This is a genomic window from Pseudomonas sp. TH21 (assembly GCF_016651025.1).
GTDB classification, from domain to species: domain Bacteria; phylum Pseudomonadota; class Gammaproteobacteria; order Pseudomonadales; family Pseudomonadaceae; genus Aquipseudomonas; species Aquipseudomonas aylmerensis.
Genome location: NZ_JAEKEQ010000001.1, coordinates 1,568,811 through 1,593,715 on the forward strand (window position 1 = coordinate 1,568,811; position 24,905 = coordinate 1,593,715).

Here is a 24,905-nt window from a genome sequence, read left to right on the forward strand (position 1 = left end):
GTATTATCGGGCGCTGGCCGCAAGGGATGCGGGCGGCCGTCTGCACTGTTTTTGAAAGGTTTGAAGCATGCGTGTTCTGATTGCTGAACAGGATCACCCTCTGTACGCCCGGTTGCTGGGCGAAGCGGCACCGGACCTTGAGGTGCTGACCAGCGGCGACTCGGCCGAACTGTCGCGCCTGGCCGCCGATTGCCCGGTATGGCTCGGCCAACCTGACCTGCTGGCGACGTTGTTGCGCCAGGGCCATCAACCGCAATGGCTGCAATCGACCTGGGCGGGCATCACGCCGCTGCTGGCCGACGGCTTGCCACGCGATTATCGCCTGACCCGTGCGGTCGGCATCTTTGGCCAGGTCATGGCTGAGTTTGTCCTCACCTACATGCTCGGCCACGAGCGCGAAGTGCTCGCGCGGCTGGTCAGCCAGGTCGAGCGCAAATGGGACAACCGCATGGGCCAGAGCCTGGCGGGGCGTACGGCGCTGATCGTCGGTACCGGCGATATCGGCCAGAGCGTGGCGGAGTTTCTCGTGCCGTTTGGCGTCAAGGTGTACGGCATCGCCAGCACCGCGCGGGAACAGGCGCCGTTTATCGAAGTGGCCGGGCTCGATCAGCTCGGTCGGCTGGTGGGCGAGGCGGATTATGTGATCAACCTGCTGCCCAACACGCCGAACACCCACGACCTGTATGACGCGGCGCTGTTCAAGCAATTCAAGCCGACCGGGCTGTTTATCAACGTCGGGCGCGGCGTGGCCGTGGTCGATGCCGACCTGGTCGAGGCCTTGAAGGAAGGCCACCTGGCCGGCGCGGTGATCGATGTGTGCCGCCAGGAACCGCTGCCGCAGCGCCATCCGTTCTGGACGGCGTGGGGCCTGTTGCTGACCGGGCACAGTTCCGCACCGACCTCGCCGTCGATGATGGTCGAGTTGTTTGTGCAGAACGTGCGCGCGTTTCAGGCCAAGCAAGCCCTGCGCGGAGAAGTGGATTTCGAGCGCGGTTACTGACGGCGACACACAACCTGACAGTCAAGATGGAACCTTCTTCGCGGGCACTCCCACCCAGTGACCGCAAAGGGCGCAAGGTCGCGCCCTTTAAGGATATTCATATGACTAAGGACAGGTTCGCCCATGACCACGCTCACCCCTTCCTCTTTCAATACGCCAGCCTTGGCGTTTTCCAGCCGGGGAGTACCGGCTCCGACCGACGCCGCCTTGGCGGCCAAACAAGCTGTATCCGGTGGACTTGAATGGCATGCCTGGGGAGTTCATGGTGCCGGTGGTCAAGCGCGTGTATGACCGGCAAGTCGCCGAACTGCGGGCGGCGTTCAATGAGCTGATCGCCCCCGCGTCTTGACCGGCTCACCCTGGCGTTCGGCAACGCCAGGGTGTCACGGCTCAAAGGCTGAAATCACCCTCTGACACCAGCTCGCTCAGCGGCTTGCGCGGGCTCGGTGCTTCGCGGCCTTGCAGGTACTCGGGCAAGGTCGACTTGTCACCCAGCTTGCCGACGGCCACGGCCGCGTGCAGCGCATACCCTTCAGGAATCTTCAGCTCCTTGCGGGTCAGCTCCTGGTCGAAGCCGGCCATGCCGTGGGTGTGCCAGCCGCTGAGGCTGGCTTGCAGCGCCAGGTGGCCCCAGGCCGAGCCGGTGTCGAAGGTGTGCCACAGCGCCGGGGTTTCTTCCGTGGCGCCGGGGGCGGTGAAGTCGGTTTTCGAGGCGATGATCACCAGGGCCGAGGCATGCTGCGCCCACCCACGGTTGAATTCATTCAGCAAGCCCAGGAAACGTTCCCAGTCCGGCGTGTCGCGGCGCGCGTAGAGAAAGCGCCATGGCTGCGAGTTGTAGGCCGACGGCGCCCAGCGTGCGGCTTCAAAGAAGCTCAGCAGGGTTTCCTGGGGAATGCTTTCACCGGTAAAGGCGCGTGGCGACCAGCGCTCGGTGAACTGGGTGTGGATCGGGTAATCGGCAACGCGTGGATTTGTGCTCATGAACAGTTCCTGATGACGACGATGGGCTACGGTGAGATAGGCAAGCGCAGTTCAAAAAAACGGGGCACCGATGAGCTCGGCGAGGGTTTTTTCAAGGCTCCATGGGGCGTCGTGGGCAATGCGGCGAAGCATTTATGGCGGCCGACGCAGGGCCTTCGCGGCTCACAAAGCTACTGCGACGAAGGTTCGCTGACAAGTCTTGTCGTACCGACAGTCGCCAGCGCTTGGCCCCAAGGGCCTTGGGCACTAGACTGGCGGCCTTTTCACCTACCGATACTGATGCAGAGCCATGGCCGCCAAAGTCGAACCTTTCTGGATACGCAAAACCCTTGAACACCTCGACCAGGAGGAGTGGGAGTCGTTGTGCGACGGCTGTGGCCTGTGCTGCCTGCAAAAGCTTGAGGATGAGGACGACAACAGCGTCTATTACACGCGTATCGCCTGCAAACTGCTCGACCTGAAGACCTGTCAGTGCACCGACTACCCCAACCGCCGCGCCTCGGTGCCCGACTGCATCCAGCTCACCCCGGGCCAGGCCGACCAGTTCAAATGGCTGCCGCCCACCTGCGGCTATCGCCTGGTCAGCGAGCGCAAGGACCTGCCGCTGTGGCACCACCTGGTCTGCGGCGACCGGGACGCCGTGCACCATGAACGCATTTCCCAGTCCGGGCGCATGCTCAGCGAAGGCAGCGTGCCCGAGGATGACTGGGAGGATTACCTGATTTTCCGCGCGGGCTGAACGAGGAGTGTGTATGAGGGCGGGGACCCAGCTGGCGGCAAGCCTGGTGTTACTGGCGTTGAGCATGCCTGCGTGGTGCGCGAAGAAGGTTGACCTGGATTATCACGTCAAGTTGTTGCCCCAGAGCGATCAGGCCGAGGTGCGCGTGAGCCTGTCCCAGGGCTCGGCGGTGCGCAGCCTGGATTTCGACCTTGGCCATGACGGTGACTACAGCGACTTCAAGGCTGATGGCCAATGGAGCGTCACCGAGCACCGCGGCCGGTGGCAACCCGGCGCCAACAAGGCCAGCCTGACCTACCGGGTTCGCCTCACCCACGCGCGCAAGCCGGGCATTTATGAGGCGCGGATGACGCCGAGTTGGGCGCTGTTTCGCGGCGAAGACCTGGTGCCGCCCGCGCGCCTCGACCAGCAGGACGGGGTGGAGTTGGTCTCGCGCCTGGTGTTCGAACTGCCGGCGGGCTGGAAAAGCGTCGAAACCGCCTGGCCGCGCATCGGCAAGAACAAATTTCGTATCGACAATGTTTCGCGCCTGTTCGACCGGCCGACCGGCTGGATGCTCGCCGGCACCCTCGGCAGCCGCCGTGTGCGCCTGGGCGAGAGTGAAGTCACCGTCGCGTCGCCCAAGGGCCAGGCCATGCGCCGCATGGATGTGCTGACGTTGCTGACGTTCGTCTGGCCCCAGGTGGAAGCGGCGTTCCCGCGCCATCCGGCCAAGCTGCTGGTGGTAGGCGCCAGCGACCCGATGCGCCGTGGCGCGTTCGCCGCGCGCGACTCGATCTACCTCAACAGCCGTACGCCGCTGGTCAGCGAAAACGGCAGCAGCCCGCTACTCCGTGAAGTAGTGCAGGCGATTGGCCGTTTCAACGATCACGACACCAGTGACTGGATCAGCGAGGGCCTGGGCGAGTACTACGCCATCGAGCTGCTGCGCCGTGCCGGCGGCATTACCGATGAGCGGTATCAGGCAATCCAGGCAAGGTTGGTCAAGGAGGGCAAGGACGTGACCAGCCTGCGCGGCGAGCACGTCAGCGGGGCGACGGTGTCACGGGCGGTGGTGGTGTTGCAGGAGCTGGATCGCGAGATCCGCGTGAAAACCCACAACAAGCGCTCCCTGGATGATCTCGCCCAGGCGGTGATGCGGGCCAACAGCATTACCACCGCGGAGTTTGTGCAACTGGCCGAGAGCATCATCGGCGAGACGTCGGTGGTGCTGGACAGCAAGTTGCTGCGCTGAATCCGCCGAACAGACTGCAACTTCGTGTAGGGGCCCGGCAAGCCGGGCTCCAACACCGAAGGCTAGCCGGTGGTTTTTACCGCTTTTTCAGCCGCCACTTCGGCCTTGGTCTTCAGGTTTTTCAGCTCTTCACCGGCGCGCTCGATCTTTGTGCGCACGCTGTTCATTTCCTGACGGCCCTGTTCCAGCTTGTCCTTGAGCGAGCTGTGCCCAGTGACGCCGCGCACCAGCGCGACGCCGCCAATCGCCACCTGGATCAAGCCGAAAATCCCGCCGCGGCGCAGGCCTTTGCCGACCATCATCACGCCACCGGCCACCGAGCCGATGCGCTCCCAGCCGTGCACGTTCTGGTTGGGCTGGGTCTGGAACGGGGTGTGTTCGATGATAGGGCGCAAGGTTTTGCTGTCGCTCATGATCTGTCTCCAACGAGGGCTAGTGATATGCAGCTGACTGCGGGCAGGCGCCGGATGTTCCCGATAAATCAGTACCTGGGGCCCGAACGGGTGTTGTTGCCCTTGGCCAGGCGGTCGTAGAGCACCACGTTGACGGTCGCGGCGAGGTTCATGCAGCCGGTGGTCGGGATGTACACGACGTCTTCGCACCAGTCGCGGATCTCTTTATCCAGCGAGCCATCTTCGGGGCCGAAGATATACAGCGCGCGGTCAGGGTGCGTGTATTCGGGCAGCGGGCGGGCGCCTTCCACCAACTCCACCGCGACCGGGATGCAGCCCAGGGGGAGGATCTTCTTCAGGTCGTCGATGCCGATCAGCGGAATGTCGTGGTGGACTTTCTTGGTGTCGGTGATGAAGTCCCGGGCGCGCTCGTAGCGCACGCCGGTGTAGAACACCGAGGCCACGCCGTAGCAGCCGGCGGCACGCATCACCGAACCAACGTTTTCGGGGGATTTGGGGTTATACAGACCGATGCAGCTGTAGCGTTTATTGCCCACGGGAGTGCCTTAAAAAGGCAGCAGTATAGCGGCAAGCTACAAGCTGCAAGTAAAAGCGGCATGGCTTTTTCTTGTAGCTTGCTGCTTGAAACTTGCAGCTGCGTCATTCAGTCGTCTTTCTTCATCAGCCCCGCCAACGCCGCAAACGGGTTGTGCGTGGCCTTGGCAATCGTCGGGCTGCTGGTGGAGCCTTCGCCGAAGTACTGCTGGTCGGTGTAGCGCGAGTGTTCGTTGTCGTGGCAGTACAGGCACAGCAACTCCCAGTTGGAACCGTCCTGGGGGTTGTCATCATGATTGTGATTTCGGTGGTGTACGGTGAGCTCGCTCAAGCGTTTGCCGGAGAACTCACGGGCGCAGCGGCCGCACACGTGGGGGTACATCTTCAAGGCTTTGTCGCGGTAGCCCATTTCCCGGTCACGCTGGGCATCGGCCAGGATGCGGTCCAGCTTGGCGGTGTGGGAGGGCGGGTTGGTCGAGCTCATCATGGCTCCTGGCTATTTGGTGGGTCACGGATAGGGTTGATTCTAGCCGCTCGCGCTGTAAAAGACCGCTGGCTTTTTCAGCAACCGTACAGCCTGGCCGCGACGAACGTTTGTAGTATCGGTTCACTCACTTTCATAAGGATCTGAAGCCTATGCGTTTATCTACATGGACAGTTGCACTGCTGCTTTGCGTGCTGGCGGCTCAAGCCCAGGCGTTTTCCACCCCCAAGCCCGGCCAGGTGATCGAGGTCAGCCTCCAACAGCTGCACCCGACCCAGGCGGTGGTGGGGTTCGACCAGATTTACTACAGCCTGGGGCTGTTTGCCGACAAGCCGAAGAAGGTCTTCGATGAGTACTGCGAAACCAACGGCCAGGGCGAAGCCGACAACGTGCCGAAAAAGGCCGACCTGCAGCGGCCCGACAGCTTCACCTGCAAGGACCCGGTGGGCACCCATCCTGAAGACATGAAAACCGTGGTGGTCGGCCCCGCGGGCCAGCTGTACCTGACCGACGGCCACCACAGTTTCACCACCTTGTGGGAAGTCCCCGGCGGCGGTCCCCGGTTGAACATGTGGGTCAAGGTCACCGACGACTTCAGCGACAGCCCCGACCTCGCCACGTTCTGGCAGCGCATGCAGGCGGCGCGCAAGGTCTGGCTCAAGGACAGCCAGGGCCAGACCCTGCCGCCGACTCAATTGCCGGCCCACCTGGGCTTCAAGAACCTGCAGGACGACATGTTCCGCAGCCTCGTGTACTTCACGCGCAAGGCCGCCTATGGCAAGCCGGAGGAGGGTGCGGTAGCGCCGGAATTTCTGGAGTTCTACTGGGGCAACTGGCTGCGCACGCAGGTCGACCTGAGCCAGTACAACCTGGACAAGAAAAGCGGCTACAAGGACGCCATTGAAGCCGTCGCCCAGCGCATGGTCAGCCTCGCGCCGGGCTCACAGGTTGGCGACAGCGGTTTTACCGCCCATCAACTGGGCGGCATGACCACGCTGGACCGCGCTGAGCTGGAGAAGACCTTAGAGAAAAAAGTGCCGTATGTGATTGATTACCGCAAATCCCGCAACTGACGCGGGACTGGAGGTGCGGACGCTGGCTGGCCTGCGATGCGGGCACCTGGGGGGCAGGCGCACCGGGTTGATGCCATTGCAGGCCGGCCAGCGCCTACAGGGGCTCAGCCCTTGAGCTTCTCGGCGATCCAGATGGTGTGTCGGGTGCCCTTGTTACCGTGGGCGAACACCTGCACTTCTTCGGCCTTGAAACCCGCCTTGCGCAGTTTGTCGCTGAACAGTTTGTCGGCGCTGGCGGACCAGACCGCCAGCACGCCCTTGGGGCGCAGGGCCTTGGCACAGGCTGCCAGGCCACCGGCGGAATAGAGCCAACTGTTGGCTTTTTGCGTCAGGCCTTCGGGGCCGTTGTCGACGTCGAGCATGATCGCGTCAAAACCCTGGGGCTCGGCCTGCAGTACGTTGGCCACGTCTTCCAGGCGGATCACGGTGCGCGGGTCGAGCAATGGCCGACCGGATTTCTCCCCCAGCGGGCCACGGTTCCATTCCACAACGCCGGGTACCAATTCCGCTACCACCACCTCGGCAGTCTTGCCCAAATGCTTGAGTGCCGAAGCCAGGGTAAAGCCCATGCCCAGCCCACCGATCAACACCCGCGAACCCGGACGGCCAGCGACTTTGCGGCAGGGAATTTCCGCCAGCGCGTCTTCCGAACCGTGCATGCGCGTGTTCATCAACTGGCCGCCGTCCCCGCCCTGAATCTTGATAACAAAATCCTCACCGTATTCGAACAGGCACAAGGCTCCGCCATTGTCGGGGATCGGGGTGGTGTCCAGCAGAACGAAACGTTTCATGGAAATCTCATTGGGAAGGGCATTCTTACGCGGTTGGGAGTAGCCTTGTGACATTCCGGTCAGGCCATGGAGCCATCGATGAAGTGCAGCATTCTAACGGTCATTGTGTTGAGCGCGCTCGCATTGGGTGCGGCGCAGGCTCAGGAGTTGCAGACCGTACCGGTCGCCCCGACGCCAACCCCAGGCGCGCCGGGCACGCCAACGCCGACGCTCTACCCGCAAGTCACCCCGCCCGCCGTGCCCAAGACCAACGGCTCGCCGCCCCTTGTGCCCATCGTGCTGCCGACGCCGCCGAAGGACCAGACGGTGCCCGGCCTGCTGCAAAACGACAGCAAACCGAAGACGCCCGGCGGCTAGAACTGTTGCGAGAGTAATTGCCCGTCGGCCATGCGCAGGCGCTTGGACAGGGCAATGGCAATGGCACGGATGATCTTGGCGGCCACCCGAGGCGCTTCGTTGAGCATCTTCTCCAGGGAATCCTTGCCCAGGTTCAACAGCACGCAGTCACTGGCGGCCACGCAGCTGGCCGAACGCCGCTCGCCGTCCAGCACCGCCATTTCACCGAAAGCGCGCCCACTGCGCAGGGTGGCGATCGTCAGGCGCTGGCCGGTGTGGCTGGATTTCTGCACGGCCACCTGGCCGCTGTGGATGATGCACATGAACGTGCCGGCATCGCCCTCGAGGAAAATCACCTCATCGCGGGCAATGCTGCTGATATTGAAGTAGCCGGCGGCCACGTGGAAATCTTCCGGCAACAGCGGGTCGAACAGGCCGCAGTCCATGAGCATGTCGCGGATTTCGTTATTCAGGAGCGTCGGTTGAGGCATGGCTGCAGTATTGATCCATCAATCAGGTAGGCGGTCCTGTGTTCAGACAGGACCGCCGCGCTAAGTTCCTTAAACCAGCCCCAGCGCCTTGAACACAAATGCATATTCGAGCGCTACGTCACGTAATCCCTGGTAACGACCGCTCATCCCACCATGGCCGGCGCCCAACTCGGTCTTGAGCAGCAGGAGGTTGTCGGAGGTGGCGGTGTCGCGCAACTTGGCCACCCACTTGGCCGCTTCCCAGTACTGCACGCGGCTGTCGTTGTAGCCGGCAATCACCAGCAGGGCCGGGTAGGCCTGGGCGCTGACGTTTTCGTACGGCGCGTAGGCCTTGATGCGCGCATACACCTCGGGCTCTTCGGGATTGCCCCATTCATCGTACTCGGTGATGGTCAGCGGCAGTTCCGGGTCGAGCATGGTGTTGAGCACATCGACGAACGGCACCTCGGCAATCGCCGCCTGGAACAGCTCCGGACGCTGGTTGAGCACCGCGCCGATCAACAGGCCGCCGGCACTGCCGCCACTGATCGCCAGTTGGCTGGACGTGGTCAGGCCCTGGGCGATGAGGTGCTCGGCACACGCGATAAAGTCGCTGAAGGTGTTCTGCTTGTGAGCCTGCTTGCCGTTGCGGTACCAGGCTTCTCCCAGTTCGCCGCCGCCGCGCACATGCGCAATGGCGAAAGCGACGCCACGGTCGAGCAGGCTCAGGCGCGCATGCGAGAACCACGGGTCGAGGCTGTGGCCATAGGCGCCGTAGCCATACAGGTACAGCGGCGTCGGCTTGCCGAGCTGGTCGCGCTTGACCACCAGGCTGATCGGCACCTGGGTGCCATCGGCGGAGGTGGCCCACAGGCGCTGGCTGACGTAGTCATCGGCATTGAACACGCCAAGTACCGGGGTTTCCTTGAGCACCTGTTGTGCGCCGCTGGCCAGTTCCAGCTGACGGACCTGGGCCGGGCGGTTCAGGGCTTCGTAGCGCAGGCGAATCCTGTCGCTGGGGAATTCCAGGCTGTTCTGTACGTAGAGGCTGTAGGCGGCGTCAGGCAATTCCACGCGATAGGCCGGCACGCCTTGCGGGTGCACTTCGATCACGGGCAGGCCGCCAATGCGCAGGCTCAGGGTCATGGCGCTGGCGTTCAGGCTGACGCCGTCGAGCATCACGTCGTCGCTGTGGGGGATCAGGTTCTGCCACTGGTCCTCGGTTGGCACATCGCCGGTATCGGCAGCGACGAACAGCGCGTAGTTGATGCCATCGCGGTTGCTGCGGATAAACCAGGTCCACTCGCCGTCGAGCTTACCGTGGTCGACGTCATATTCATGGTCCTCGACCCGTGGCGCCAGGCAAGTGAAGTCCAGGTGCGGCTGGTTGGCGTCCAGCGCCCAGATTTCGCTGGTGGTCTTGCTGCCCAGGGCCAGCAACAGTTGGCGCTCGGAGCTGGAGCGGTAGCAATGCAGGAAGAAACGTCCGTCGGGCTCGTGGAACACTTCCTGCGCTGCGGTGCCGTCCAGGCGATAGCGATACAACTTGTGCGGGCGGTGAGTGTCGTCGAGTTCGCCGAAAAACAGGGTCAGGCTGTCGTTGGCCCAGGTCATGCTGCCGTCGCAGTTCTCGAACGCCAGTTCGCTGACCTTGTCGGTGGCCAATTCCTTCACGAACAGGGTGTAGATCTCCTCGCCACTGGTATCCAGGCTGTAGGCCAGGCGTTGGTGGTCGGGGCTGATGCTGAATGCACCGAGTGAGAAGAATCCGCCATTGGCCAGCACGTTCGGGTCCAGCAGCAGTTCTTCGCTGCTGTCGTCGACCTGGTTGCTGTCGTCGGCCGGACGGCGGCAGCGGTAGTGGCGGGCGTATTCGTCACCGGCGGTGGTGCGCGTGTAGTACAGGTACGGGCCCCACGGCGAGGGCAGCGACAGGTCGGTTTCGAGGATGCGGCCCTTGATCTCTTCGAACAGCGTTTCGCGCAAGGCCTGCTGGTCGGCGAGCTGGGCTTCCTGCCAGGCGTTTTCGGCCTTGAGGTAATCGAGGACTTCGGCGCTGTCACGCTCCTGCAGCCAGGCGTACGGGTCCTGGCCTGGGGCCTTGCGGGCAATCGGGGCGGCAGTGATGTGGGTCGATGACGGCATGGATCACTCTCTGTCTGGCGGAAGGTGGCAGGCATTGCAGCCGCGACACGCAAAAGCCGTTATCATAGCCGCCTGTTTGCCTACCTTGCCATGGACACCATGACCGAGAACGACTATCTGACCGCTTGGGGCCTCTACGCCTTTGCCGCTTTGGGCTGCCTGTTGGTGTGGTGGCGCATGACCCGCTGGATCTGGCGCTGGCTGCGCGAGCCGCTGCAATTGCTGATGGCGGTGCTGCTGTTCAGCCCGACCATCGTCGACCCGGTCAAGACCCAGTTCGCGCCGGCCGTGGCCATTACCGCGCTGGACCTGGTGCTCAAGGTCGGCAACAACGCCTGGCGGGCGATTTCCGATCTGTTCATGTACACGATGATCGCGTTTGCCGTGTACCTCGTGTTCGTGTTGATCCGTTGGCCCATCGAGCGCGCCGCCAATGCCCGCCGGGAGCGCAAGGCCGCCGTCGATGCCGCCCTGGCCGCCGAGCCGGACGATGACGACGAGCCTTTGCGCCGTCCTGCCCCCGTGAGCGGTATGCGCGTCGAGCCGCGCCTTTAACGTTGTCCGCCCTGCAGCGAGAGCCCTGGCATGTGTGAATTATTGGGCATGAGTGCCAACGTCCCCACCGATATCGTGTTCAGCTTTACCGGGCTGATGCAGCGCGGTGGGCGCACCGGCCCGCACCGCGACGGTTGGGGCATCGCCTTCTACGAAGGCCGTGGCCTGCGCCTGTTCCAGGACCCGGCCGCCAGCAGCGAGTCGGAAGTCGCCCTGCTGGTGCAGCGTTATCCCATCAAGAGCGAAGTGGTGATCGGGCATATCCGCCAGGCCAATGTCGGCAAGGTGAGCCTGGCCAACACTCATCCGTTCGTGCGTGAGCTGTGGGGGCGCAACTGGTGTTTCGCCCACAACGGCCAACTGGCGGACTTCACCCCGCGCGCCACCTTCTACCGCCCGGTCGGCGATACCGACAGCGAAGCGGCGTTCTGCGACCTGCTCAACCGCGTGCGCGAGGCGTTCCCCGAGCCGGTGGACATCGAGCGAATGCTGCCGGACCTGATCGCCGCCTGCGCTGAATACCGCAGCAAAGGCGTGTTCAACTGCCTGCTCAGCGATGGCGACTGGCTGTTTTGCTTTTGCTCGACGAAATTGGCGCAGATTACCCGGCGTGCGCCGTTTGGCCCCGCGCGCCTGAAAGATGTCGACGTGATCGTCGATTTTCAGGCCGAAACCACGCCCAACGATGTGGTGACGGTGATCGCCACCGAGCCGTTGACCGACAACGAAAACTGGACCCGCTACGAACCGGGCCAATGGAGCCTGTGGCGACGCGGTGAATGCGTCAGCCAGGGCATCACCGAGTAAGGATATCGACCATGTTGCTCAGTTACCTGCGGTTGGTGCTGTTTGCCATTGGCCTGTTGGTCGGCGTGCAAGTGCCGGGGTTCATCAACGATTACGCCAAGCGCGTCGAAGCCCACTTGATCGAGGCCCAGACCGGCCTGCGCGGGTTCGAGTCCACCGCGCAGCAGTTCTTCAATGGCGACCTGCAGGCGCTGGTCGCCCACTACCGCGCCAGCGATGACCCGGTGTTCCAGAGCGATGCCAACAGCCTGGGGGCCATGCTCGATCGGCAGGTGGCGCTGGACAAGCAATTCCAGGCGATGCAAGGCCCCTGGTACATCCGCGCGCTGCAAGTGGCCGTGGCTGCCGACCCGGATATCCGCCTGGAAACCTGGAATGGCTACAGCTACCAGATCCTGTTGACCCCCGAAGCCATGGGCTGGGGCCTGAGCGGGGCGATGCTGCTGTCGTTCGGCCTGGAATGCCTGTTCCGCCTGATCGACTGGGTAGTGCTGGGCGGCAAGCGCCTGCGCCAGAGCCGGCCGATCGAAGAGCGAGATCTGAAAGGCCTCTAACGGCCACCTTGATGCACTGTAGGCGCCCGGCTTGCGGCGATGCGGCTCACGCGACGCTGAGGCGCTATCGCCGGCAAGCCGGCTCCTGCAGGTTTGGGCGGGTCAGGCCAGCACCATGCGCTCCGCGCCCACTTCCTCGGCATACTGCGCCACCACCTTCTGGCACAGCCCGACAATCTCCTCGACCAACTCCACCCCCACACGCCACGACACCACCACCTGCAAATTTGGCAGTTGCTGCGCCATCGGCAGCATCACCAGCTCGCCGCGCGCGAGTTCCTCAGTGACCAGCACCGGCGGCAGTGCGCCAATGCCGAAGCCATCACGCAGCAACCGCGTGATCGCCGACACGGAGTTCACACAGTTCATCCTCGGCGCGGCCACGCCATTGGCTTGCATCAGGCTGAGCACATCCTGGTGCGGGTGGGAGTTTTTCGAATAGGTGATGATGCGCTCCTGGGCCAGTTCGGCCAGGGACGCGTAGTCGCGGTTGTAGATCGATTGGCTGGCGACGATCCACGCCATAGGGTGGCTGGCCAGTTCCAGGCTGCGCACGGTTTCCAGGCGCAGCAGGTCGGTTTGCAGGATCAAATCCAGAAAGCCTTTTTGCAGCTGATCGCTGAGGTTCAGCGCCGTATCGGCGACCAACTCGATTTCTACCAGCGGAAAATGATCCATCAACTCAGCGACCAGCGGGCTCAGCCACGTGTGGATCACCGTGTCCATCGCGCCGATGCGGATGCGCCCGACCTTGCTGCTGGTGGTCTCCAGGGACTGCTTCAGGCCTTGCATGGTCACCATCATCTGCTCGGCATAATCGAGCACCTTCAGGCCTTCCGGGGTCAGGCTCACGCCCCGTGAGTCACGCAGAAACAACTTCACACCCAGCTCGCTTTCCAGCACGGCAATGCGGCTGGAAATCGAGGCCTGGGTGGTGAACAACTTCTCGGCGGTCAGCCGAAAGCTCTTGAGCTTGGCCACCCAGACGAAGGTTTCGAGGAACTTCAAATTCATGGGATCAACTTTTCTTATGCTTGGATCGGTTTTTATTAGTTGGACGCCGCACCGGGCCAGCGCCAAAAATCGAGTTATTCCACGATAAGCGTCGTTGGGGTGCCAGGACAAGTTGCGAGTTCTGTGTAAAAAATCCCACACTACAAAAAAATAAAGCCTACAGGAGCGACCACCGTGAGCCGCCTGCTACTGAATTGCGACATCGGCGAAAGCTTTGGCAACTGGACGATGGGTCTGGACGCCGAGGTCATGCCGTTCATCGATTGCGCCAATGTGGCCTGTGGCTTCCATGCCGGCGACCCGAGCATCATGCGCAAGACCGTCGGCCTGGCGCTCAAGCACGGTGTGCAAGTCGGCGCGCACCCGGCGTATCAGGACCTGCAAGGTTTTGGCCGTCGCTCCATGGCCTACACGCCCGAAGAAATCCAGGACCTGCTGCATTACCAGATCGGCGCCCTCGACGGCATCTGCCGTGCCCAGGGTGGGCGGGTCAGCTACGTCAAGCCACACGGCGCGATGTACAACGACATGATGGCCAACCCGGTGCAGCTGCGCGCGGTAATCCAGGCCGTGGCCGCCTATGGCGATCTGCCGCTGATGCTGCTGGCTACCCGCGACAACAGCGCGGCCCAGGCGCTGGGCGATGAATACGGGGTCATCCTGTGGTTCGAGGCCTTCGCCGACCGTGCCTACGACCCCAAGGGGCATCTGGTTTCGCGCCAATTGCCGGGTGCCGTGCACCATGATTCCGACACCATCGTCCAGCAGGCCCTGACCCTTTCCCGTGGCGAGGTCCTGACGGCCAGCGATGGCAGCCCACTGGTATTGCGGGCCAACACCCTGTGCGTACATGGCGACAACGCCAGCTCGGTCGCCGCCGTGCAGCGCATTCGCGAGGCATTGAAGCCAGCATGAAGCCACGCATTGAAGTGGTGGCCATCGACGCGCTGATGGTGCGTCTGTTTGACGTGATTGCCGAAGCCAACATGCCGTGGATGCTCGCCGCCACCCAGCGCTTGCGCAGCGGTTTCGGGGCCGCGCTGGTCGACCTGGTGCCGTCCTACACCACGTTGATGGTGCATTACGACCTCACCGCGTTGAGCCCGTCCCAGGCCCGCGCGTTGATCGACGAAGCCCTGACTGACCTGCAACCCCAGGCCCAGGGCGGCGGCCAGTGCCATGTGCTGCCGGTGTGGTACGACCCGAGCGTCGGCCCTGAACTGACATTGCTCGCCCAGCGCAGTGGCCTGGCGGTCGATGAAGTGATCCGTCGTCACAGTGCCCACCAATATCAGGTATTCGCCCTTGGCTTCGCCCCCGGTTTTGCCTTTATGGGGCTGGTCGACGAAATCCTCGCCACACCACGCCTGAGTACCCCGCGCAAACGCGTGGCGGCCGGCAGCGTCGGCATCGCCGAGCGGCAAACGGCCGCCTACCCGTTGGTATCTCCCGGCGGCTGGAACCTGATCGGCCGCACCCCGGCCAAGCTGTTTGACCGCGAACGCGACGGCTACAGCCTGATGCAACCCGGTGATACGGTGCGTTTTGAAGCCGTCGATCACGCGGAATTTATCCACCTGGGTGGCGATGACACGCCGTTGGAGGCGCAGGCATGAGCCGCTTGTTGATCGAGGCCAGCACGCCACTGTGCCTGTTGCAGGACGCCGGCCGCTTTGGCGTGCGCCACCTGGGCGTGACCCAGGGCGGTGCGCTGGATTGGGTGTCGATGTCCTGGGCCAATTGGTTGCTGGGCAATGCGCTGGATGCGCCGGTGGTGGAAATCACCCTCGGCGGTTTTACCGTGCAGGCCGAGGAGTATTGCCTGCTGGCCTTGGCCGGTGCGGACCTGGGTGCGTACATCGACGAACGCACCATCAGCCCCGGCCGCAGTTTCATCCTGCAAAAGGGCCAGCGCCTGCGCTTTACCCAGCCGTTCAGCGGGGCCAGGGCCTACCTGGCGGCGCCGGGCGGCTTTGATGCGCCGCAGGTGCTGGGCAGTTGTGCCACGGTGGTGCGCGAGGAGTTGGGCGGGCTGGATGGCTTCGGCAGGGCGTTGGTCGAAGGCGCGTGGTTAGGCTATTCCGGGACCGGCGGTGCGATGAAAGTGCTGAGCGATTCAGTCCTCCCCGCCAAGGGGCCGCTGGATGTGATCGTCGGTGCACAGATCGGCCAGTTCAGCGGCCAGAGCCTGTTCGATGCCTTCAATACCGAATGGGCGCTGGACAGCCGCGCCGACCGCATGGGCATGCGCCTGTTGGGCACGCCGTTGCAGTACCAGGGGCCGTCATTGATTTCCGAAGGGATTCCGTTGGGGGCCATCCAGGTGCCACCGGATGGACAGCCGATTGTGTTGCTCAATGACCGGCAGACCATTGGCGGGTATCCACGCCTGGGCGCGTTGACGCCGTTGGCGCTGGCGCGACTGGCGCAGTGCCTGCCGGGGGAAAAACTCAGGTTGGCGCCGGTGGTGCAGGAGACGGCGCATCAGCAGCATGTGGCGTATCTGCGCAGGTTTACCGCGTAAAGAAAACTCCTACGGGAGTGCCAGCGTTTGTCGTCTTCGCTGCTTGAGTGCAGTCATGCAAATCTTGATAGGTCCATCCCCTAGTCAGGTTTTGCCATGCGCTATTTGAAGATATTTGCCCAAGATGTGTTCGATAACGATATTCCCGACGTGGTCTATCTGGAGTTCTATGACGACTCCCAAGCCCCCGCGCTTGTCCACCGGGCGACGGCGTTCGATATCACCGAAAACGGCAAGTTCGACTGGGTCATTGCGGACGATCTCAATCAGGACGGTATTGTCGACGCCGTGGACCGGGAGATGGCCCTTGAGTTTGCCCAGCTGTTCCTGGCGTTCGAATGGTTCAGCCTCGACGAACCCTTCGACAAGTACCTGAAGGTATTTGCCGGGGACTTTGATAACAACGGGATTCCCGACACGGTGCGCTTGCACTTTCATCAAGGGGAAGGGGCGCCCCGAGATGAAACCATTGTCTATTCGGCGGCGGTGTACAGCGACGGTAATGGTCGGGGGAGCACTGTCTCGATCAACCAGGACGTCAACAATGATGGGAAAGTCGACCGTCAGGATTCGGAACTGGTCAAACAGTTCGCTGCGCTGTTCCTCAAGTTTGCCTGGATCGACAGCGAGCACTGCTGAGTGAAGTTGCCTGTAGCCGATACCATCGTCTACAGGCCTGCCATCACTTGGACAGGAAGCGCATCCCTTCTTCCAGCCCGCGCAGCGTCAGCGGGTACATCTGGTCTTCGACCAACTCGCGCACAATCTCCGTCGATGCGGTATAGCCCCAGGTGTCTTTCGGGTACGGGTTTATCCAGATCAGCTTCTTGTACTTGGCCATGAAGCGCTGCATCCACACATACCCTGGCTCTTCATTCCAATGCTCGACGCTGCCGCCGGCCTGGGTGATCTCATACGGCGCCATCGACGCGTCGCCGATAAAGATCACTTTGTAGTCGGCGCCGTACTTGTGCAGCAGGTCCTGGGTGGAAGTGCGCTCCGAGGTGCGGCGCTGGTTGTTCTTCCAGACCGACTCGTACACGAAGTTGTGGAAGTAGAAGTACTCCAGGTGCTTGAACTCGGTCTTGCATGCCGAGAACAGTTCCTCGCAGATCTTCACATGGGCGTCCATCGAGCCGCCGATGTCGAACAGCAACAACAGCTTGATGGTGTTGCGCCGCTCCGGGCGCATCTGGATGTTCAGCAGCCCGGCGTCGCGGGCGGTGTGGTCGATGGTGCCGTCGATATCCAGCTCTTCGGCCGCACCCTGGCGCGCGAATTTGCGCAGGCGGCGCAGGGCGATCTTGATGTTGCGCGTGCCCAGTTCCACCTGGTCGTCGAGGTTCTTGTACTCGCGCTGGTCCCAGACCTTGACGGCCTTGCCCTGGCGTTTGCCGGCGTCGCCGACGCGAATGCCTTCCGGGTTGTAGCCGCCGGAGCCGAACGGGCTGGTACCGCCGGTGCCGATCCACTTATTGCCGCCGGCGTGGCGTTCCTTCTGTTCTTCCAGGCGTTGCTTGAACGCCTCGATCAGCTTGTCGAGGCCGCCGAGGGACTGGATCTGTGCGCGTTCCTCGTCGCTCAGCGAGCGTTCGAATTCCTTGCGCAGCCAGTCTTCGGGGATCAGCGCCTGCAGGTGGTCGTCGAGCTTTTCGAGGCCGTTGAAGTAGGCGCCGAAGGCTCGGTCGAACTTGTCGAAATGCCGTTCGTCCTTGACCAGGATCGTCCGGGCCAAGTAGTAGAACTCGTCCATGTCGGCGAAGGTCACGCGCTGTTTCAGCGCGTTGATCAGGTCGAGCAGCTCGCGCACCGAGACCGGCACCTTGGCTGCGCGCATTTCATTGAACAGGTTGAGCAACATTATCGATTACCGCGACGGCTCATGAATGCCAGACGTTCAAGCAGTTGCACGTCTTGCTCGTTCTTCACCAAGGCACCGGCCAGCGGCGGGATCGCCTTGGTGGGGTCGCGCTCGCGCAGCACCGCTTCGCCGATATTGTCGGCCATCAGCAGCTTGAGCCAGTCCACCAGTTCGGAGGTGGAAGGTTTCTTCTTCAGCCCCGGCACCTTGCGCACATCGAAGAACACGTCCAGCGCTTCGCTGACGAGGTCCTTCTTGATGTCGGGGTAGTGCACATCGACGATCTTTTGCAGGGTGGTGCGGTCGGGGAAGGCGATGTAGTGGAAGAAGCAGCGGCGCAGGAAGGCGTCCGGCAGCTCTTTTTCATTGTTGGAGGTAATGATGATGATCGGGCGTTTCTTCGCCTTGATGGTCTCGTCGATTTCGTAGACGTAGAACTCCATCTTGTCGAGTTCCTGCAACAGGTCGTTGGGGAACTCGATGTCGGCCTTGTCGATTTCATCGATCAGCAGGATCACGCGCTCTTCGGACTCGAAGGCCTCCCACAGCTTGCCCTTCTTCAGGTAGTTGCGCACGTCGTGCACCTTGTCCACGCCCAGTTGCGAGTCGCGCAGGCGGCTGACCGCGTCGTACTCATACAGGCCCTGGTGGGCCTTGGTGGTGGACTTGATGTGCCAGGTGATCAGCTTGGCACCGAAGGATTCGGCCAGTTGCTCGGCGAGCATGGTCTTGCCGGTGCCGGGCTCACCCTTGACCAGCAGCGGACGCTCCAGGGTAATGGCAGCGTTGACGGCCAGTTTCAGGTCATCGGTGGCAACGTAGGCCTGGGTGCCTTCGAACTTCATCGGTCATTCCTCGAATTCATCAATGCCCGGACTATACCGCGCGGCCCCGGCGACTGTGAACGCAGACGGGTTATTCAGTCTCTGAATGGCCGGTCAGGCTCAATCCGCCGATGGCTTGGGTTGTTCATAGCGCGCGTTGAATGCCTGGATGAAGCCATTGCGCAAAATCGCCAAAAACGCGGAGAACGCGCTGACATTCTGCTGATGCACGCTGCCACTCAGCTCCACGCGGGTGGCGAACTGGTTCTTGGCCTGGTTCTTAAGCACCGTCTCGCTGGCGCCGACCACGGCCTCCCAGATCGAGCGGAAGATGTTCTTGTCCTTGTTTTCGACGTCCTGTTGCCAGTCGAAGACTTCCACATTGCGCAGCAGCGGCTTGATGTAGCCGGTCAACTGGCCTTTTTCCGCCTGGGCCTCGATCACCACATCACCGGTACCGGCCTTGAAGTCGAATTTGCCGTACGCTGACGCGAAATCATTCATGCGGCGCAGCTGCAGGTCCCTGGCGCGAAAGCGGAATTCGAAGTCTTCGAAGTTGCTCAGCGGGTCAAACGTGGCGGTCGCTTCCAGGGGCGCCTGGCCCTGCAGCAGGGCCTTGCCGTCGAAGCGGGCGTCGCGCTTGCCTTTGACGTCGACCACGTTGGTGAGGTTATAGAAGCTGGCGTTGACCGACGTGGCGTTGATGTTCACCGGCGGTTTGGAGCTGAAGTTGTGGAAGGCGATCTTGCCGTCCTGGATGCGCACTTCGTTGAGGGTGATCGGCAGCAGTTTGCTCAACTGCGCGCGCCAGTCGGTGCCTTTACCGGTCTGGGACGCCTGCTTGTTGGCCCCGCCATCGACGAAATTGACCTCGGGGTTGACGAACTGCACCTCAGCCACCACCGCATGGTCGTACCACAGCGAATGCCAGCTCACTGCCAGGTCGATCAACGGCGCCTTGACGAACGGTACCGGCACCTTGCCGTCGACCTTGACGATCTGCAGGCCGTTGATCCTGTACGCGCCGCGCCACAGGGCCACGTCCACGTCGGTGACCTGGCCACGGTAGTCGCCCATGTCGGCGAGTTTGTCATTCAAGTAGTTGCGCACCAGGTAGGGCAGGGCCAGGTCGATGGCAACCAGCACCACCACCAGGGCGGCGAAGGTCCAGAGTGGCCAACTGTAGCGACGTCTCATGGTCAGGTTCTCCAACGGTATAGGCGATGGACCGTCCGGGTGGGCGCAACGTTCCTCTGACTGGACGCCTTGGTGGACGAGGCATACCCTTGTGACCTTCTTGAAATTGCCTTAAGGACCCGTCATGAGCCGCATCTTTGCAGACAACGCGCACTCCATCGGTAACACGCCCCTGGTCCAGATCAACCGCATCGCCCCGCGTGGCGTGACCATCCTGGCCAAGATCGAAGGGCGTAACCCGGGTTACTCGGTGAAGTGCCGCATTGGCGCAAACATGATCTGGGACGCCGAAAGCACCGGCAAACTCAAGCCGGGCATGACCATCGTCGAACCTACCTCCGGCAACACCGGTATCGGCCTGGCGTTCGTTGCCGCTGCCCGCGGCTATAAGCTGCTGCTGACCATGCCGGCGTCGATGAGTATCGAGCGCCGCAAGGTGCTCAAGGCCCTCGGCGCCGAGCTGGTGCTGACCGAGCCGGCCAAGGGCATGCCAGGGGCCATCGCCAAAGCCGCTGAGATCGTCGCCAGCGACCCGGCCCAGTACTTCATGCCAGGCCAGTTCGAAAACCCGGCCAACCCGGCGATCCACGAGAAAACCACCGGCCCGGAAATCTGGAATGACACCGATGGCGCCGTCGACGTGCTGGTCGCAGGCGTGGGCACCGGCGGCACGATCACCGGGGTGTCGCGCTATATCAAGAACACCGCGGGCAAGCCGATTCTGTCGGTGGCCGTGGAGCCGCTTGTGTCGCCGGTGATCACCCAGGCCCTGGCCGGTGAAGAAATAAAGCCGAGTTCGCACAAGATCCAGGGCATTGGCGCCGGTTTTGTGCCGAAGAACCTGGATTTGTCGATGGTCGACCGCGTGGAGCTGGTGACCGACGAAGAATCCAAGGCCATGGCCCTGCGCCTGATGCAGGAAGAAGGCATCCTCTGCGGAATCTCCTGCGGGGCGGCGATGGCCGTGGCCGTGCGTCTGGCGGAGAAGCCGGAAATGCAGGGCAAGACTATCGTTGTCATTTTGCCGGACTCCGGTGAGCGCTACCTGTCGAGCATGCTGTTCAGCGATTTGTTTACCGACCAGGAAAATCAGGCTTGATGGTTGTTTTGTGGTGAGCGGGCTTGATGTTTTGTAGTGGGCAGGTTTGATGGGGTGGGTAGGTTTATTGTTGATTTGTCGTGAGCGCGCTTTTCGTTTCCTGTGGTGAGCGGGCTTGCCCCGCGTTGGGCTGCGAAGCGGCCCCAGTCAATCCAGCGGGTTTTTCCAGGGGGAAACGCGGTGAATGGTTAAGGGCCGCTTCGCGCCCCAACGCGGGGCAAGCCCGCTCGCCACAATAAGCCCGCTAGCCATATAAGTCCTAGCCACAACAGGTTCGGCCACCACGGGAAGCCCAGTCACCATATGAGATCCGCTGCCCCACCCGCGTTGCTTGCAATGTTTGATTTGTGTCAGCCGGTCAGCTCGGGCCTTCTGCATAATGGCCCAACTGTTTATCATGGCCGGCTGCTACGTCTGCTGTTGGCCAGGCGCTTATTTTCAGGAGTTGCTGCATGACCTTTTCTTTGGCCGCCAAACTGTCGGTGCTGGCGTTGTTTATCGGCAGCACGCTGTATGTGCACCTGCGCGGCAAGGCCCGTTTGCCGATGTTGCGCCAGTTCGTCAATCATTCGGCGCTGTTCGCCCCGTATAACGCCTTGATGTACCTGTTCTCCGCCGTGCCGTCCAAGCCTTACCTGGACCGCAGCAAATTCCCGGAACTGGATGTGCTCAAGGACAACTGGGAAGTGATCCGCGAAGAGGCCATGCACCTGTTCGACGAGGGGTACATCCGCGCCGCCGAAAAGAACAACGACGCCGGGTTCGGTTCGTTCTTCAAGAAGGGCTGGAAGCGTTTCTACCTCAAGTGGTACGACAAACCCCTGCCATCGGCCGAGGCGCTGTGCCCGAAAACCGTGGCGCTGGTGAGCAGCATCCCCAACGTCAAGGGCGCGATGTTCGCGCTGTTGCCAGGCGGCAGCCACCTCAACCCGCACCGCGACCCGTTTGCCGGTTCGCTGCGCTATCACCTGGGCCTGTCCACGCCGAACTCCGACGACTGCCGCATCTTCGTCGATGGCCAGGTGTACGCCTGGCGCGACGGTGAAGACGTGATGTTCGACGAAACGTATGTGCACTGGGTGAAGAACGAGACCGAAAAGACCCGCGTCATCCTGTTCTGCGACATCGAGCGCCCCTTGAGCAACCGCCTGATGACCCGCGTCAACCGCTGGGTCAGCAAGCAGCTGGGCCGCGCCACCGCGCCGCAGAACCTCGATGACGAGCGCGTCGGCGGCATCAACCAGGCGTACGCCTGGAGCAAGACCTTCAGCGACAAGTTCAGCGGTGTGGTCAAGCAGTGGAAACGCAAGCATCCCAAGGCCTACCGCATTGCACGGCCGGTGCTGGCGTTAGTGGTGCTGGTGCTGTTGTGGAAGTGGTTGTTCGGCTGATCTCAAATGCGCTCGAAACTGTGGGAGCGGGCTTGCCCGCGAATGCGGAGTGTCAGTCGATACATTCTTGACTGATCCACCGCATTCGCGAGCAAGCCCGCTCCCACAGTTGGTTTTGCAGGGTTGTTTAAGAGGCGATCAATTGGCGCAGCACGTAGTGCAGGATGCCCCCCGCCTTGAAGTACTCCACCTCATTCAGCGTATCGATCCGGCACAGCACCTCGATCTTCTCGCTGCTGCCATCTTCCCGGGTAATCACCAGCGTCAGGTTCATGCGCGGCTCAATCTCGGCATCCGTCAGGCCGAGGATGTCGATCTTCTCCTTGCCGGTCAGCTTGAGTGACTTACGGTTCTGATCCAGCTTGAACTGCAGCGGCAGCACGCCCATACCCACCAGGTTGGAGCGGTGGATGCGTTCGAAGCTCTCGGCGATCACCGCCTTGACGCCCAACAGGTTGGTGCCCTTGGCCGCCCAGTCGCGGCTGGAGCCGGTGCCGTATTCCTGGCCGGCGATCACCACCAGCGGGGTACCCGCTGCCTGGTATTTCATCGAGGCATCGTAGATCGGCATTTTCTCGCCGGTAGGGATGTACAGCGTATTGCCGCCTTCCTCGCCGCCGAGCATTTCATTGCGGATCCGGATGTTGGCGAACGTGCCGCGCATCATCACTTCATGGTTGCCCCGGCGTGAGCCGTAGGAGTTGAAGTCACGCGGTTCCACGCCCTGCTCGCGCAGGTAGCGGCCGGCAGGGCTGTCGGTCTTTATGTTGCCGGCGGGGGAGATGTGGTCGGTGGTCACCGAATCACCGAGCAGGGCCAGCACGTTGGCGCCCTTGACGTCCTTGATCACCGGCAGCGGGCCGGCAATGTCGTCGAAGAACGGTGGGTGCTGGATGTAGGTGGAATCCTTCTGCCACACATACGTTGCCGCCTGCGGCACCTCGATCGCTTGCCACTGCTCGTCGCCGGCGAACACTTCGGCGTATTCCTTGTGGAACATACTCGTGCTGACCTGCGCTACCGCGTCGGCGATTTCCTGGCTGCTGGGCCAGATGTCCTTGAGGTACACCGGCTTGCCGTCCTGATCGTTACCCAGTGGTTCGCTGCTGATATCGATGCGCACGGTGCCGGCCAGTGCATACGCGACCACCAGCGGTGGCGAGGCCAACCAGTTGGTTTTCACCAGCGGATGCACGCGGCCCTCGAAGTTGCGGTTGCCCGACAGCACCGAGGCGACGGCCAGGTCGGCTTTCTGGATGGCTTTTTCGATCGGCTCGGGCAAGGGGCCGGAGTTGCCGATACAGGTGGTGCAGCCGTAGCCGACCAGGTCGAAGCCCAGCTTGTCGAGGTAGTGGGTCAGGCCGGCTGCCTTGTAGTAGTCGGTGACCACTTTGGAGCCGGGCGCCAGCGAGGTTTTCACCCAGGGTTTGCGCGTCAGGCCCTTTTCCACGGCCTTTTTCGCCACCAGGCCGGCGGCCATCATCACGCTGGGGTTGGAGGTGTTGGTGCAGGAGGTAATCGCAGCGATCACCACCGCGCCGTTTTTCAGACGGTAGGTCTGGCCGTCGTATTCGTAGTCGGTTTCGCCGACGAGGTCGGCATTGCCCACGGCGACACCGCCGCCGCCTTCACTTTCCAGGCGGCCTTCTTCCTTGTTGGTCGGTTTGAATTGCAGGTCGAGGAAGTCGCTGAAGGCCTGGCCGACATTCGGCAGGGACACACGGTCCTGCGGGCGTTTCGGCCCGGCCAGGCTGGCTTCGACGCTGCCCATGTCCAGCGCCAGGCTGTCGGTGAACACCGGTTCCTGGCCAGCGTTGCGCCACAGGCCCTGGGCCTTGGTGTAGGCCTCGACCAGCTTGACGGTTTCTGCCGGACGACCGGACAGGCGCAGGTAGTCCAGCGTCACCTCGTCCACCGGGAAAAAGCCGCAGGTGGCGCCGTATTCCGGGGCCATGTTGGCGATGGTCGCGCGGTCAGCCAGCGGCAGGTCGGCCAGGCCGTCGCCGTAGAACTCGACGAACTTACCCACCACGCCTTTCTTGCGCAGCATCTGGGTGACGGTCAGCACCAGGTCGGTGGCAGTAATACCTTCTTTCAATTTACCGGTGAGCTTGAAGCCAATCACTTCCGGGATCAGCATCGACACGGGCTGGCCGAGCATCGCCGCTTCCGCCTCGATACCGCCCACGCCCCAGCCGAGCACGCCCAGGCCGTTGATCATGGTGGTGTGCGAGTCGGTGCCCACCAGGGTGTCGGGGAACGCATAGGTGCGGCCGTCCTCATCTTTGGTCCACACGGTGCGGCCGAGGTATTCGAGGTTGACCTGGTGACAGATACCGGTGCCAGGCGGCACCACGCTGAAGTTGTCGAAGGCGCTCTGGCCCCAGCGCAGGAAGGCGTAGCGTTCGCCGTTGCGCTGCATCTCGATGTCGACGTTCTGCTCGAACGCGCTGGTGGTGCCGAACTTGTCGACCATCACCGAGTGGTCGATGACCAGGTCCACGGGCGACAGCGGGTTGATGCGCTGCGGGTCGCCACCGGCCTTGGCCACGGCGGCGCGCATGGCGGCCAGGTCGACTACGGCGGGGACCCCGGTAAAGTCTTGCATCAATACTCGGGCGGGGCGGTACTGGATCTCGCGGTCGGACTTGCGCTCTTTGAGCCAGGCGGCGATGGCCTTCAGGTCGGCGCCGGTGACGGTCTTGTCGTCTTCCCAGCGCAGCAGGTTCTCCAGCAGCACTTTGAGGGACATCGGCAGCTTATCCAGGTCACCCAGGCTCTTGGCGGCTTCGGGCAGACTGAAATAGTGGTAGGTTTTTGCGTCGATCTGCAGGGTCTTAAGGGTTCTCAGGCTATCAAGGGATGACATTACATGA

26 protein-coding genes are annotated in these 24,905 nt (G+C 62.4%); 14 read left to right on the plus strand and 12 right to left on the minus strand.

The window, feature by feature from the left end; genetic code table 11:
• Positions 1 to 67 precede the first annotated feature (67 nt).
• The gene (locus JFU04_RS07000; protein ID WP_106804837.1) at positions 68 to 1,000 is read left to right on the plus strand and encodes a D-2-hydroxyacid dehydrogenase; all 933 of its coding nucleotides are present in this window, start codon (positions 68 to 70) and stop codon (positions 998 to 1,000) included.
• 390 nt (positions 1,001 to 1,390) lie between these two features.
• Here JFU04_RS07000 and JFU04_RS07005 read toward each other — a convergent pair whose 3' ends face one another.
• Positions 1,391 to 1,984 (minus strand): nitroreductase family protein, encoded by a 594-nt coding sequence (locus JFU04_RS07005; RefSeq protein ID WP_065902081.1) that lies wholly within the window; start codon positions 1,982 to 1,984, stop codon positions 1,391 to 1,393.
• Positions 1,985 to 2,273: 289 nt separating this feature from the next.
• Here JFU04_RS07005 and JFU04_RS07010 point away from each other — a divergent pair, with 289 nt between their 5' ends.
• The gene (locus tag JFU04_RS07010) at positions 2,274 to 2,723 is read left to right on the plus strand and encodes a YcgN family cysteine cluster protein (protein ID WP_003172524.1); all 450 of its coding nucleotides are present in this window, start codon (positions 2,274 to 2,276) and stop codon (positions 2,721 to 2,723) included.
• Positions 2,724 to 2,736: 13 nt separating this feature from the next.
• Positions 2,737 to 3,957, plus strand: coding sequence for a hypothetical protein (locus JFU04_RS07015; RefSeq protein ID WP_065902078.1), 1,221 nt, complete (start codon positions 2,737 to 2,739; stop codon positions 3,955 to 3,957).
• Positions 3,958 to 4,019: 62 nt separating this feature from the next.
• Here JFU04_RS07015 and JFU04_RS07020 read toward each other — a convergent pair whose 3' ends face one another.
• The 3 genes from JFU04_RS07020 to JFU04_RS07030 form a co-directional block, all read right to left on the minus strand.
• Complete coding sequence (locus tag JFU04_RS07020; protein WP_201143729.1) at positions 4,020 to 4,370, minus strand: YgaP family membrane protein; 351 nt, start codon at positions 4,368 to 4,370, stop codon at positions 4,020 to 4,022.
• 68 nt (positions 4,371 to 4,438) lie between these two features.
• The gene (locus JFU04_RS07025) at positions 4,439 to 4,906 is read right to left on the minus strand and encodes a TrmH family RNA methyltransferase (RefSeq protein WP_201143730.1); all 468 of its coding nucleotides are present in this window, start codon (positions 4,904 to 4,906) and stop codon (positions 4,439 to 4,441) included.
• A 107-nt stretch (positions 4,907 to 5,013) separates the two neighbouring features.
• The gene (locus JFU04_RS07030; protein WP_025858458.1) at positions 5,014 to 5,388 is read right to left on the minus strand and encodes a YajD family HNH nuclease; all 375 of its coding nucleotides are present in this window, start codon (positions 5,386 to 5,388) and stop codon (positions 5,014 to 5,016) included.
• A gap of 152 nt (positions 5,389 to 5,540) precedes the next feature.
• On the opposite strand from JFU04_RS07030, the gene JFU04_RS07035 reads away from it, so the two are divergent.
• Complete coding sequence (locus JFU04_RS07035; RefSeq protein WP_201143731.1) at positions 5,541 to 6,461, plus strand: ParB/Srx family N-terminal domain-containing protein; 921 nt, start codon at positions 5,541 to 5,543, stop codon at positions 6,459 to 6,461.
• A 104-nt stretch (positions 6,462 to 6,565) separates the two neighbouring features.
• Here JFU04_RS07035 and JFU04_RS07040 read toward each other — a convergent pair whose 3' ends face one another.
• The gene (locus JFU04_RS07040) at positions 6,566 to 7,252 is read right to left on the minus strand and encodes a spermidine synthase (RefSeq protein ID WP_065902069.1); all 687 of its coding nucleotides are present in this window, start codon (positions 7,250 to 7,252) and stop codon (positions 6,566 to 6,568) included.
• Positions 7,253 to 7,330: 78 nt separating this feature from the next.
• Here JFU04_RS07040 and JFU04_RS07045 point away from each other — a divergent pair, with 78 nt between their 5' ends.
• Entirely contained in the window at positions 7,331 to 7,609 is a 279-nt protein-coding gene (locus tag JFU04_RS07045; RefSeq protein ID WP_065902067.1) for a hypothetical protein, read from the plus strand.
• Here JFU04_RS07045 and JFU04_RS07050 read toward each other — a convergent pair.
• Together JFU04_RS07050 and JFU04_RS07055 are read right to left on the minus strand one after the other, a co-directional pair.
• On the minus strand, positions 7,606 to 8,079 hold the full coding sequence (locus JFU04_RS07050; protein ID WP_201143732.1) for a cyclic nucleotide-binding domain-containing protein: 474 nt from the start codon (positions 8,077 to 8,079) through the stop codon (positions 7,606 to 7,608). The genes JFU04_RS07045 and JFU04_RS07050 overlap by 4 nt on opposite strands.
• Before the next feature lie 69 nt (positions 8,080 to 8,148).
• Positions 8,149 to 10,203, minus strand: a complete 2,055-nt coding sequence (locus JFU04_RS07055) for a S9 family peptidase (RefSeq protein WP_201143733.1) — start codon at positions 10,201 to 10,203, stop codon at positions 8,149 to 8,151.
• A gap of 24 nt (positions 10,204 to 10,227) precedes the next feature.
• On the opposite strand from JFU04_RS07055, the gene JFU04_RS07060 reads away from it, so the two are divergent.
• Genes JFU04_RS07060 through JFU04_RS07070 form a run of 3 tightly spaced genes read left to right on the plus strand, consistent with a single transcriptional unit; the run spans position 10,228 to position 12,119 of the window.
• Positions 10,228 to 10,758: an MFS transporter gene (locus JFU04_RS07060; RefSeq protein ID WP_065902064.1), complete on the plus strand. Its 531-nt coding sequence runs from the start codon at positions 10,228 to 10,230 to the stop codon at positions 10,756 to 10,758.
• 30 nt (positions 10,759 to 10,788) lie between these two features.
• Entirely contained in the window at positions 10,789 to 11,565 is a 777-nt protein-coding gene (locus JFU04_RS07065) for a class II glutamine amidotransferase (RefSeq protein ID WP_106804832.1), read from the plus strand.
• 11 nt (positions 11,566 to 11,576) lie between these two features.
• Positions 11,577 to 12,119 carry a DUF2937 family protein gene (locus JFU04_RS07070; RefSeq protein ID WP_201143734.1) on the plus strand — a complete coding sequence of 181 codons (543 nt, stop codon included), beginning with the start codon at positions 11,577 to 11,579 and terminating at the stop codon, positions 12,117 to 12,119.
• Between the two features lie 102 nt (positions 12,120 to 12,221).
• Here JFU04_RS07070 and JFU04_RS07075 read toward each other — a convergent pair whose 3' ends face one another.
• Positions 12,222 to 13,133, minus strand: coding sequence for a LysR family transcriptional regulator (locus tag JFU04_RS07075; RefSeq protein ID WP_120447887.1), 912 nt, complete (start codon positions 13,131 to 13,133; stop codon positions 12,222 to 12,224).
• A 174-nt stretch (positions 13,134 to 13,307) separates the two neighbouring features.
• On the opposite strand from JFU04_RS07075, the gene JFU04_RS07080 reads away from it, so the two are divergent.
• The 4 genes from JFU04_RS07080 to JFU04_RS07095 all read left to right on the plus strand — a co-directional run bounded on the left by JFU04_RS07080 (position 13,308) and on the right by JFU04_RS07095 (position 16,296).
• Positions 13,308 to 14,048 (plus strand): 5-oxoprolinase subunit PxpA, encoded by a 741-nt coding sequence (locus JFU04_RS07080; RefSeq protein WP_201143735.1) that lies wholly within the window; start codon positions 13,308 to 13,310, stop codon positions 14,046 to 14,048.
• Positions 14,045 to 14,749, plus strand: coding sequence for a 5-oxoprolinase subunit PxpB (pxpB, locus tag JFU04_RS07085; RefSeq protein ID WP_201143736.1), 705 nt, complete (start codon positions 14,045 to 14,047; stop codon positions 14,747 to 14,749). Before JFU04_RS07080 ends, pxpB begins: the two co-directional genes overlap by 4 nt.
• A complete protein-coding gene (locus JFU04_RS07090; protein WP_201143737.1) occupies positions 14,746 to 15,657 on the plus strand; it encodes a 5-oxoprolinase subunit C family protein in 912 nt (303 codons plus the stop codon). Before pxpB ends, JFU04_RS07090 begins: the two co-directional genes overlap by 4 nt.
• 96 nt (positions 15,658 to 15,753) lie before the next feature.
• On the plus strand, positions 15,754 to 16,296 hold the full coding sequence (locus JFU04_RS07095; protein WP_106804826.1) for a hypothetical protein: 543 nt from the start codon (positions 15,754 to 15,756) through the stop codon (positions 16,294 to 16,296).
• Between the two features lie 43 nt (positions 16,297 to 16,339).
• Here the strand turns inward: JFU04_RS07095 and JFU04_RS07100 are convergent, their stop codons facing one another.
• The 3 genes from JFU04_RS07100 to JFU04_RS07110 form a co-directional block, all read right to left on the minus strand.
• Complete coding sequence (locus JFU04_RS07100; RefSeq protein WP_201143738.1) at positions 16,340 to 17,518, minus strand: vWA domain-containing protein; 1,179 nt, start codon at positions 17,516 to 17,518, stop codon at positions 16,340 to 16,342.
• Entirely contained in the window at positions 17,518 to 18,363 is an 846-nt protein-coding gene (locus tag JFU04_RS07105) for an AAA family ATPase (RefSeq protein WP_003210690.1), read from the minus strand. The genes JFU04_RS07100 and JFU04_RS07105 overlap by 1 nt, the downstream gene beginning before the upstream one ends.
• Positions 18,364 to 18,462: 99 nt before the next feature.
• Positions 18,463 to 19,539: a DUF748 domain-containing protein gene (locus JFU04_RS07110; protein WP_201143739.1), complete on the minus strand. Its 1,077-nt coding sequence runs from the start codon at positions 19,537 to 19,539 to the stop codon at positions 18,463 to 18,465.
• Between the two features lie 124 nt (positions 19,540 to 19,663).
• Here JFU04_RS07110 and cysK point away from each other — a divergent pair, with 124 nt between their 5' ends.
• Together cysK and JFU04_RS07120 are read left to right on the plus strand one after the other, a co-directional pair.
• A complete protein-coding gene (gene cysK / locus JFU04_RS07115) occupies positions 19,664 to 20,638 on the plus strand; it encodes a cysteine synthase A (protein WP_201143740.1) in 975 nt (324 codons plus the stop codon).
• A 452-nt stretch (positions 20,639 to 21,090) separates the two neighbouring features.
• The gene (locus JFU04_RS07120; RefSeq protein ID WP_201143741.1) at positions 21,091 to 22,029 is read left to right on the plus strand and encodes an aspartyl/asparaginyl beta-hydroxylase domain-containing protein; all 939 of its coding nucleotides are present in this window, start codon (positions 21,091 to 21,093) and stop codon (positions 22,027 to 22,029) included.
• 127 nt (positions 22,030 to 22,156) lie between these two features.
• Here the strand turns inward: JFU04_RS07120 and acnA are convergent, their stop codons facing one another.
• Entirely contained in the window at positions 22,157 to 24,898 is a 2,742-nt protein-coding gene (gene acnA, locus JFU04_RS07125) for an aconitate hydratase AcnA (protein ID WP_106804822.1), read from the minus strand.
• Between the last annotated feature and the right edge of the window lie 7 nt (positions 24,899 to 24,905).

What these genes read in the sequence shown, in the direction of transcription:
- JFU04_RS07000 (WP_106804837.1), top strand. Translation starts at nt 68, where the DNA reads ATGCGTGTTCTGATTGCTGAACAGGATCACCCTCTGTACGCCCGGTTG.
- JFU04_RS07005 (WP_065902081.1), bottom strand. Translation starts at nt 1,984, where the DNA reads ATGAGCACAAATCCACGCGTTGCCGATTACCCGATCCACACCCAGTTC.
- JFU04_RS07010 (WP_003172524.1), top strand. Translation starts at nt 2,274, where the DNA reads ATGGCCGCCAAAGTCGAACCTTTCTGGATACGCAAAACCCTTGAACAC.
- JFU04_RS07015 (WP_065902078.1), top strand. Translation starts at nt 2,737, where the DNA reads ATGAGGGCGGGGACCCAGCTGGCGGCAAGCCTGGTGTTACTGGCGTTG.
- JFU04_RS07020 (WP_201143729.1), bottom strand. Translation starts at nt 4,370, where the DNA reads ATGAGCGACAGCAAAACCTTGCGCCCTATCATCGAACACACCCCGTTC.
- JFU04_RS07030 (WP_025858458.1), bottom strand. Translation starts at nt 5,388, where the DNA reads ATGAGCTCGACCAACCCGCCCTCCCACACCGCCAAGCTGGACCGCATC.
- JFU04_RS07035 (WP_201143731.1), top strand. Translation starts at nt 5,541, where the DNA reads ATGCGTTTATCTACATGGACAGTTGCACTGCTGCTTTGCGTGCTGGCG.
- JFU04_RS07040 (WP_065902069.1), bottom strand. Translation starts at nt 7,252, where the DNA reads ATGAAACGTTTCGTTCTGCTGGACACCACCCCGATCCCCGACAATGGC.
- JFU04_RS07045 (WP_065902067.1), top strand. Translation starts at nt 7,331, where the DNA reads ATGAAGTGCAGCATTCTAACGGTCATTGTGTTGAGCGCGCTCGCATTG.
- JFU04_RS07050 (WP_201143732.1), bottom strand. Translation starts at nt 8,079, where the DNA reads ATGCCTCAACCGACGCTCCTGAATAACGAAATCCGCGACATGCTCATG.
- JFU04_RS07055 (WP_201143733.1), bottom strand. Translation starts at nt 10,203, where the DNA reads ATGCCGTCATCGACCCACATCACTGCCGCCCCGATTGCCCGCAAGGCC.
- JFU04_RS07065 (WP_106804832.1), top strand. Translation starts at nt 10,789, where the DNA reads ATGTGTGAATTATTGGGCATGAGTGCCAACGTCCCCACCGATATCGTG.
- JFU04_RS07070 (WP_201143734.1), top strand. Translation starts at nt 11,577, where the DNA reads ATGTTGCTCAGTTACCTGCGGTTGGTGCTGTTTGCCATTGGCCTGTTG.
- JFU04_RS07075 (WP_120447887.1), bottom strand. Translation starts at nt 13,133, where the DNA reads ATGAATTTGAAGTTCCTCGAAACCTTCGTCTGGGTGGCCAAGCTCAAG.
- pxpB (WP_201143736.1), top strand. Translation starts at nt 14,045, where the DNA reads ATGAAGCCACGCATTGAAGTGGTGGCCATCGACGCGCTGATGGTGCGT.
- JFU04_RS07090 (WP_201143737.1), top strand. Translation starts at nt 14,746, where the DNA reads ATGAGCCGCTTGTTGATCGAGGCCAGCACGCCACTGTGCCTGTTGCAG.
- JFU04_RS07095 (WP_106804826.1), top strand. Translation starts at nt 15,754, where the DNA reads ATGCGCTATTTGAAGATATTTGCCCAAGATGTGTTCGATAACGATATT.
- JFU04_RS07100 (WP_201143738.1), bottom strand. Translation starts at nt 17,518, where the DNA reads ATGTTGCTCAACCTGTTCAATGAAATGCGCGCAGCCAAGGTGCCGGTC.
- JFU04_RS07105 (WP_003210690.1), bottom strand. Translation starts at nt 18,363, where the DNA reads ATGAAGTTCGAAGGCACCCAGGCCTACGTTGCCACCGATGACCTGAAA.
- JFU04_RS07110 (WP_201143739.1), bottom strand. Translation starts at nt 19,539, where the DNA reads ATGAGACGTCGCTACAGTTGGCCACTCTGGACCTTCGCCGCCCTGGTG.
- cysK (WP_201143740.1), top strand. Translation starts at nt 19,664, where the DNA reads ATGAGCCGCATCTTTGCAGACAACGCGCACTCCATCGGTAACACGCCC.
- JFU04_RS07120 (WP_201143741.1), top strand. Translation starts at nt 21,091, where the DNA reads ATGACCTTTTCTTTGGCCGCCAAACTGTCGGTGCTGGCGTTGTTTATC.
- acnA (WP_106804822.1), bottom strand. Translation starts at nt 24,898, where the DNA reads ATGTCATCCCTTGATAGCCTGAGAACCCTTAAGACCCTGCAGATCGAC.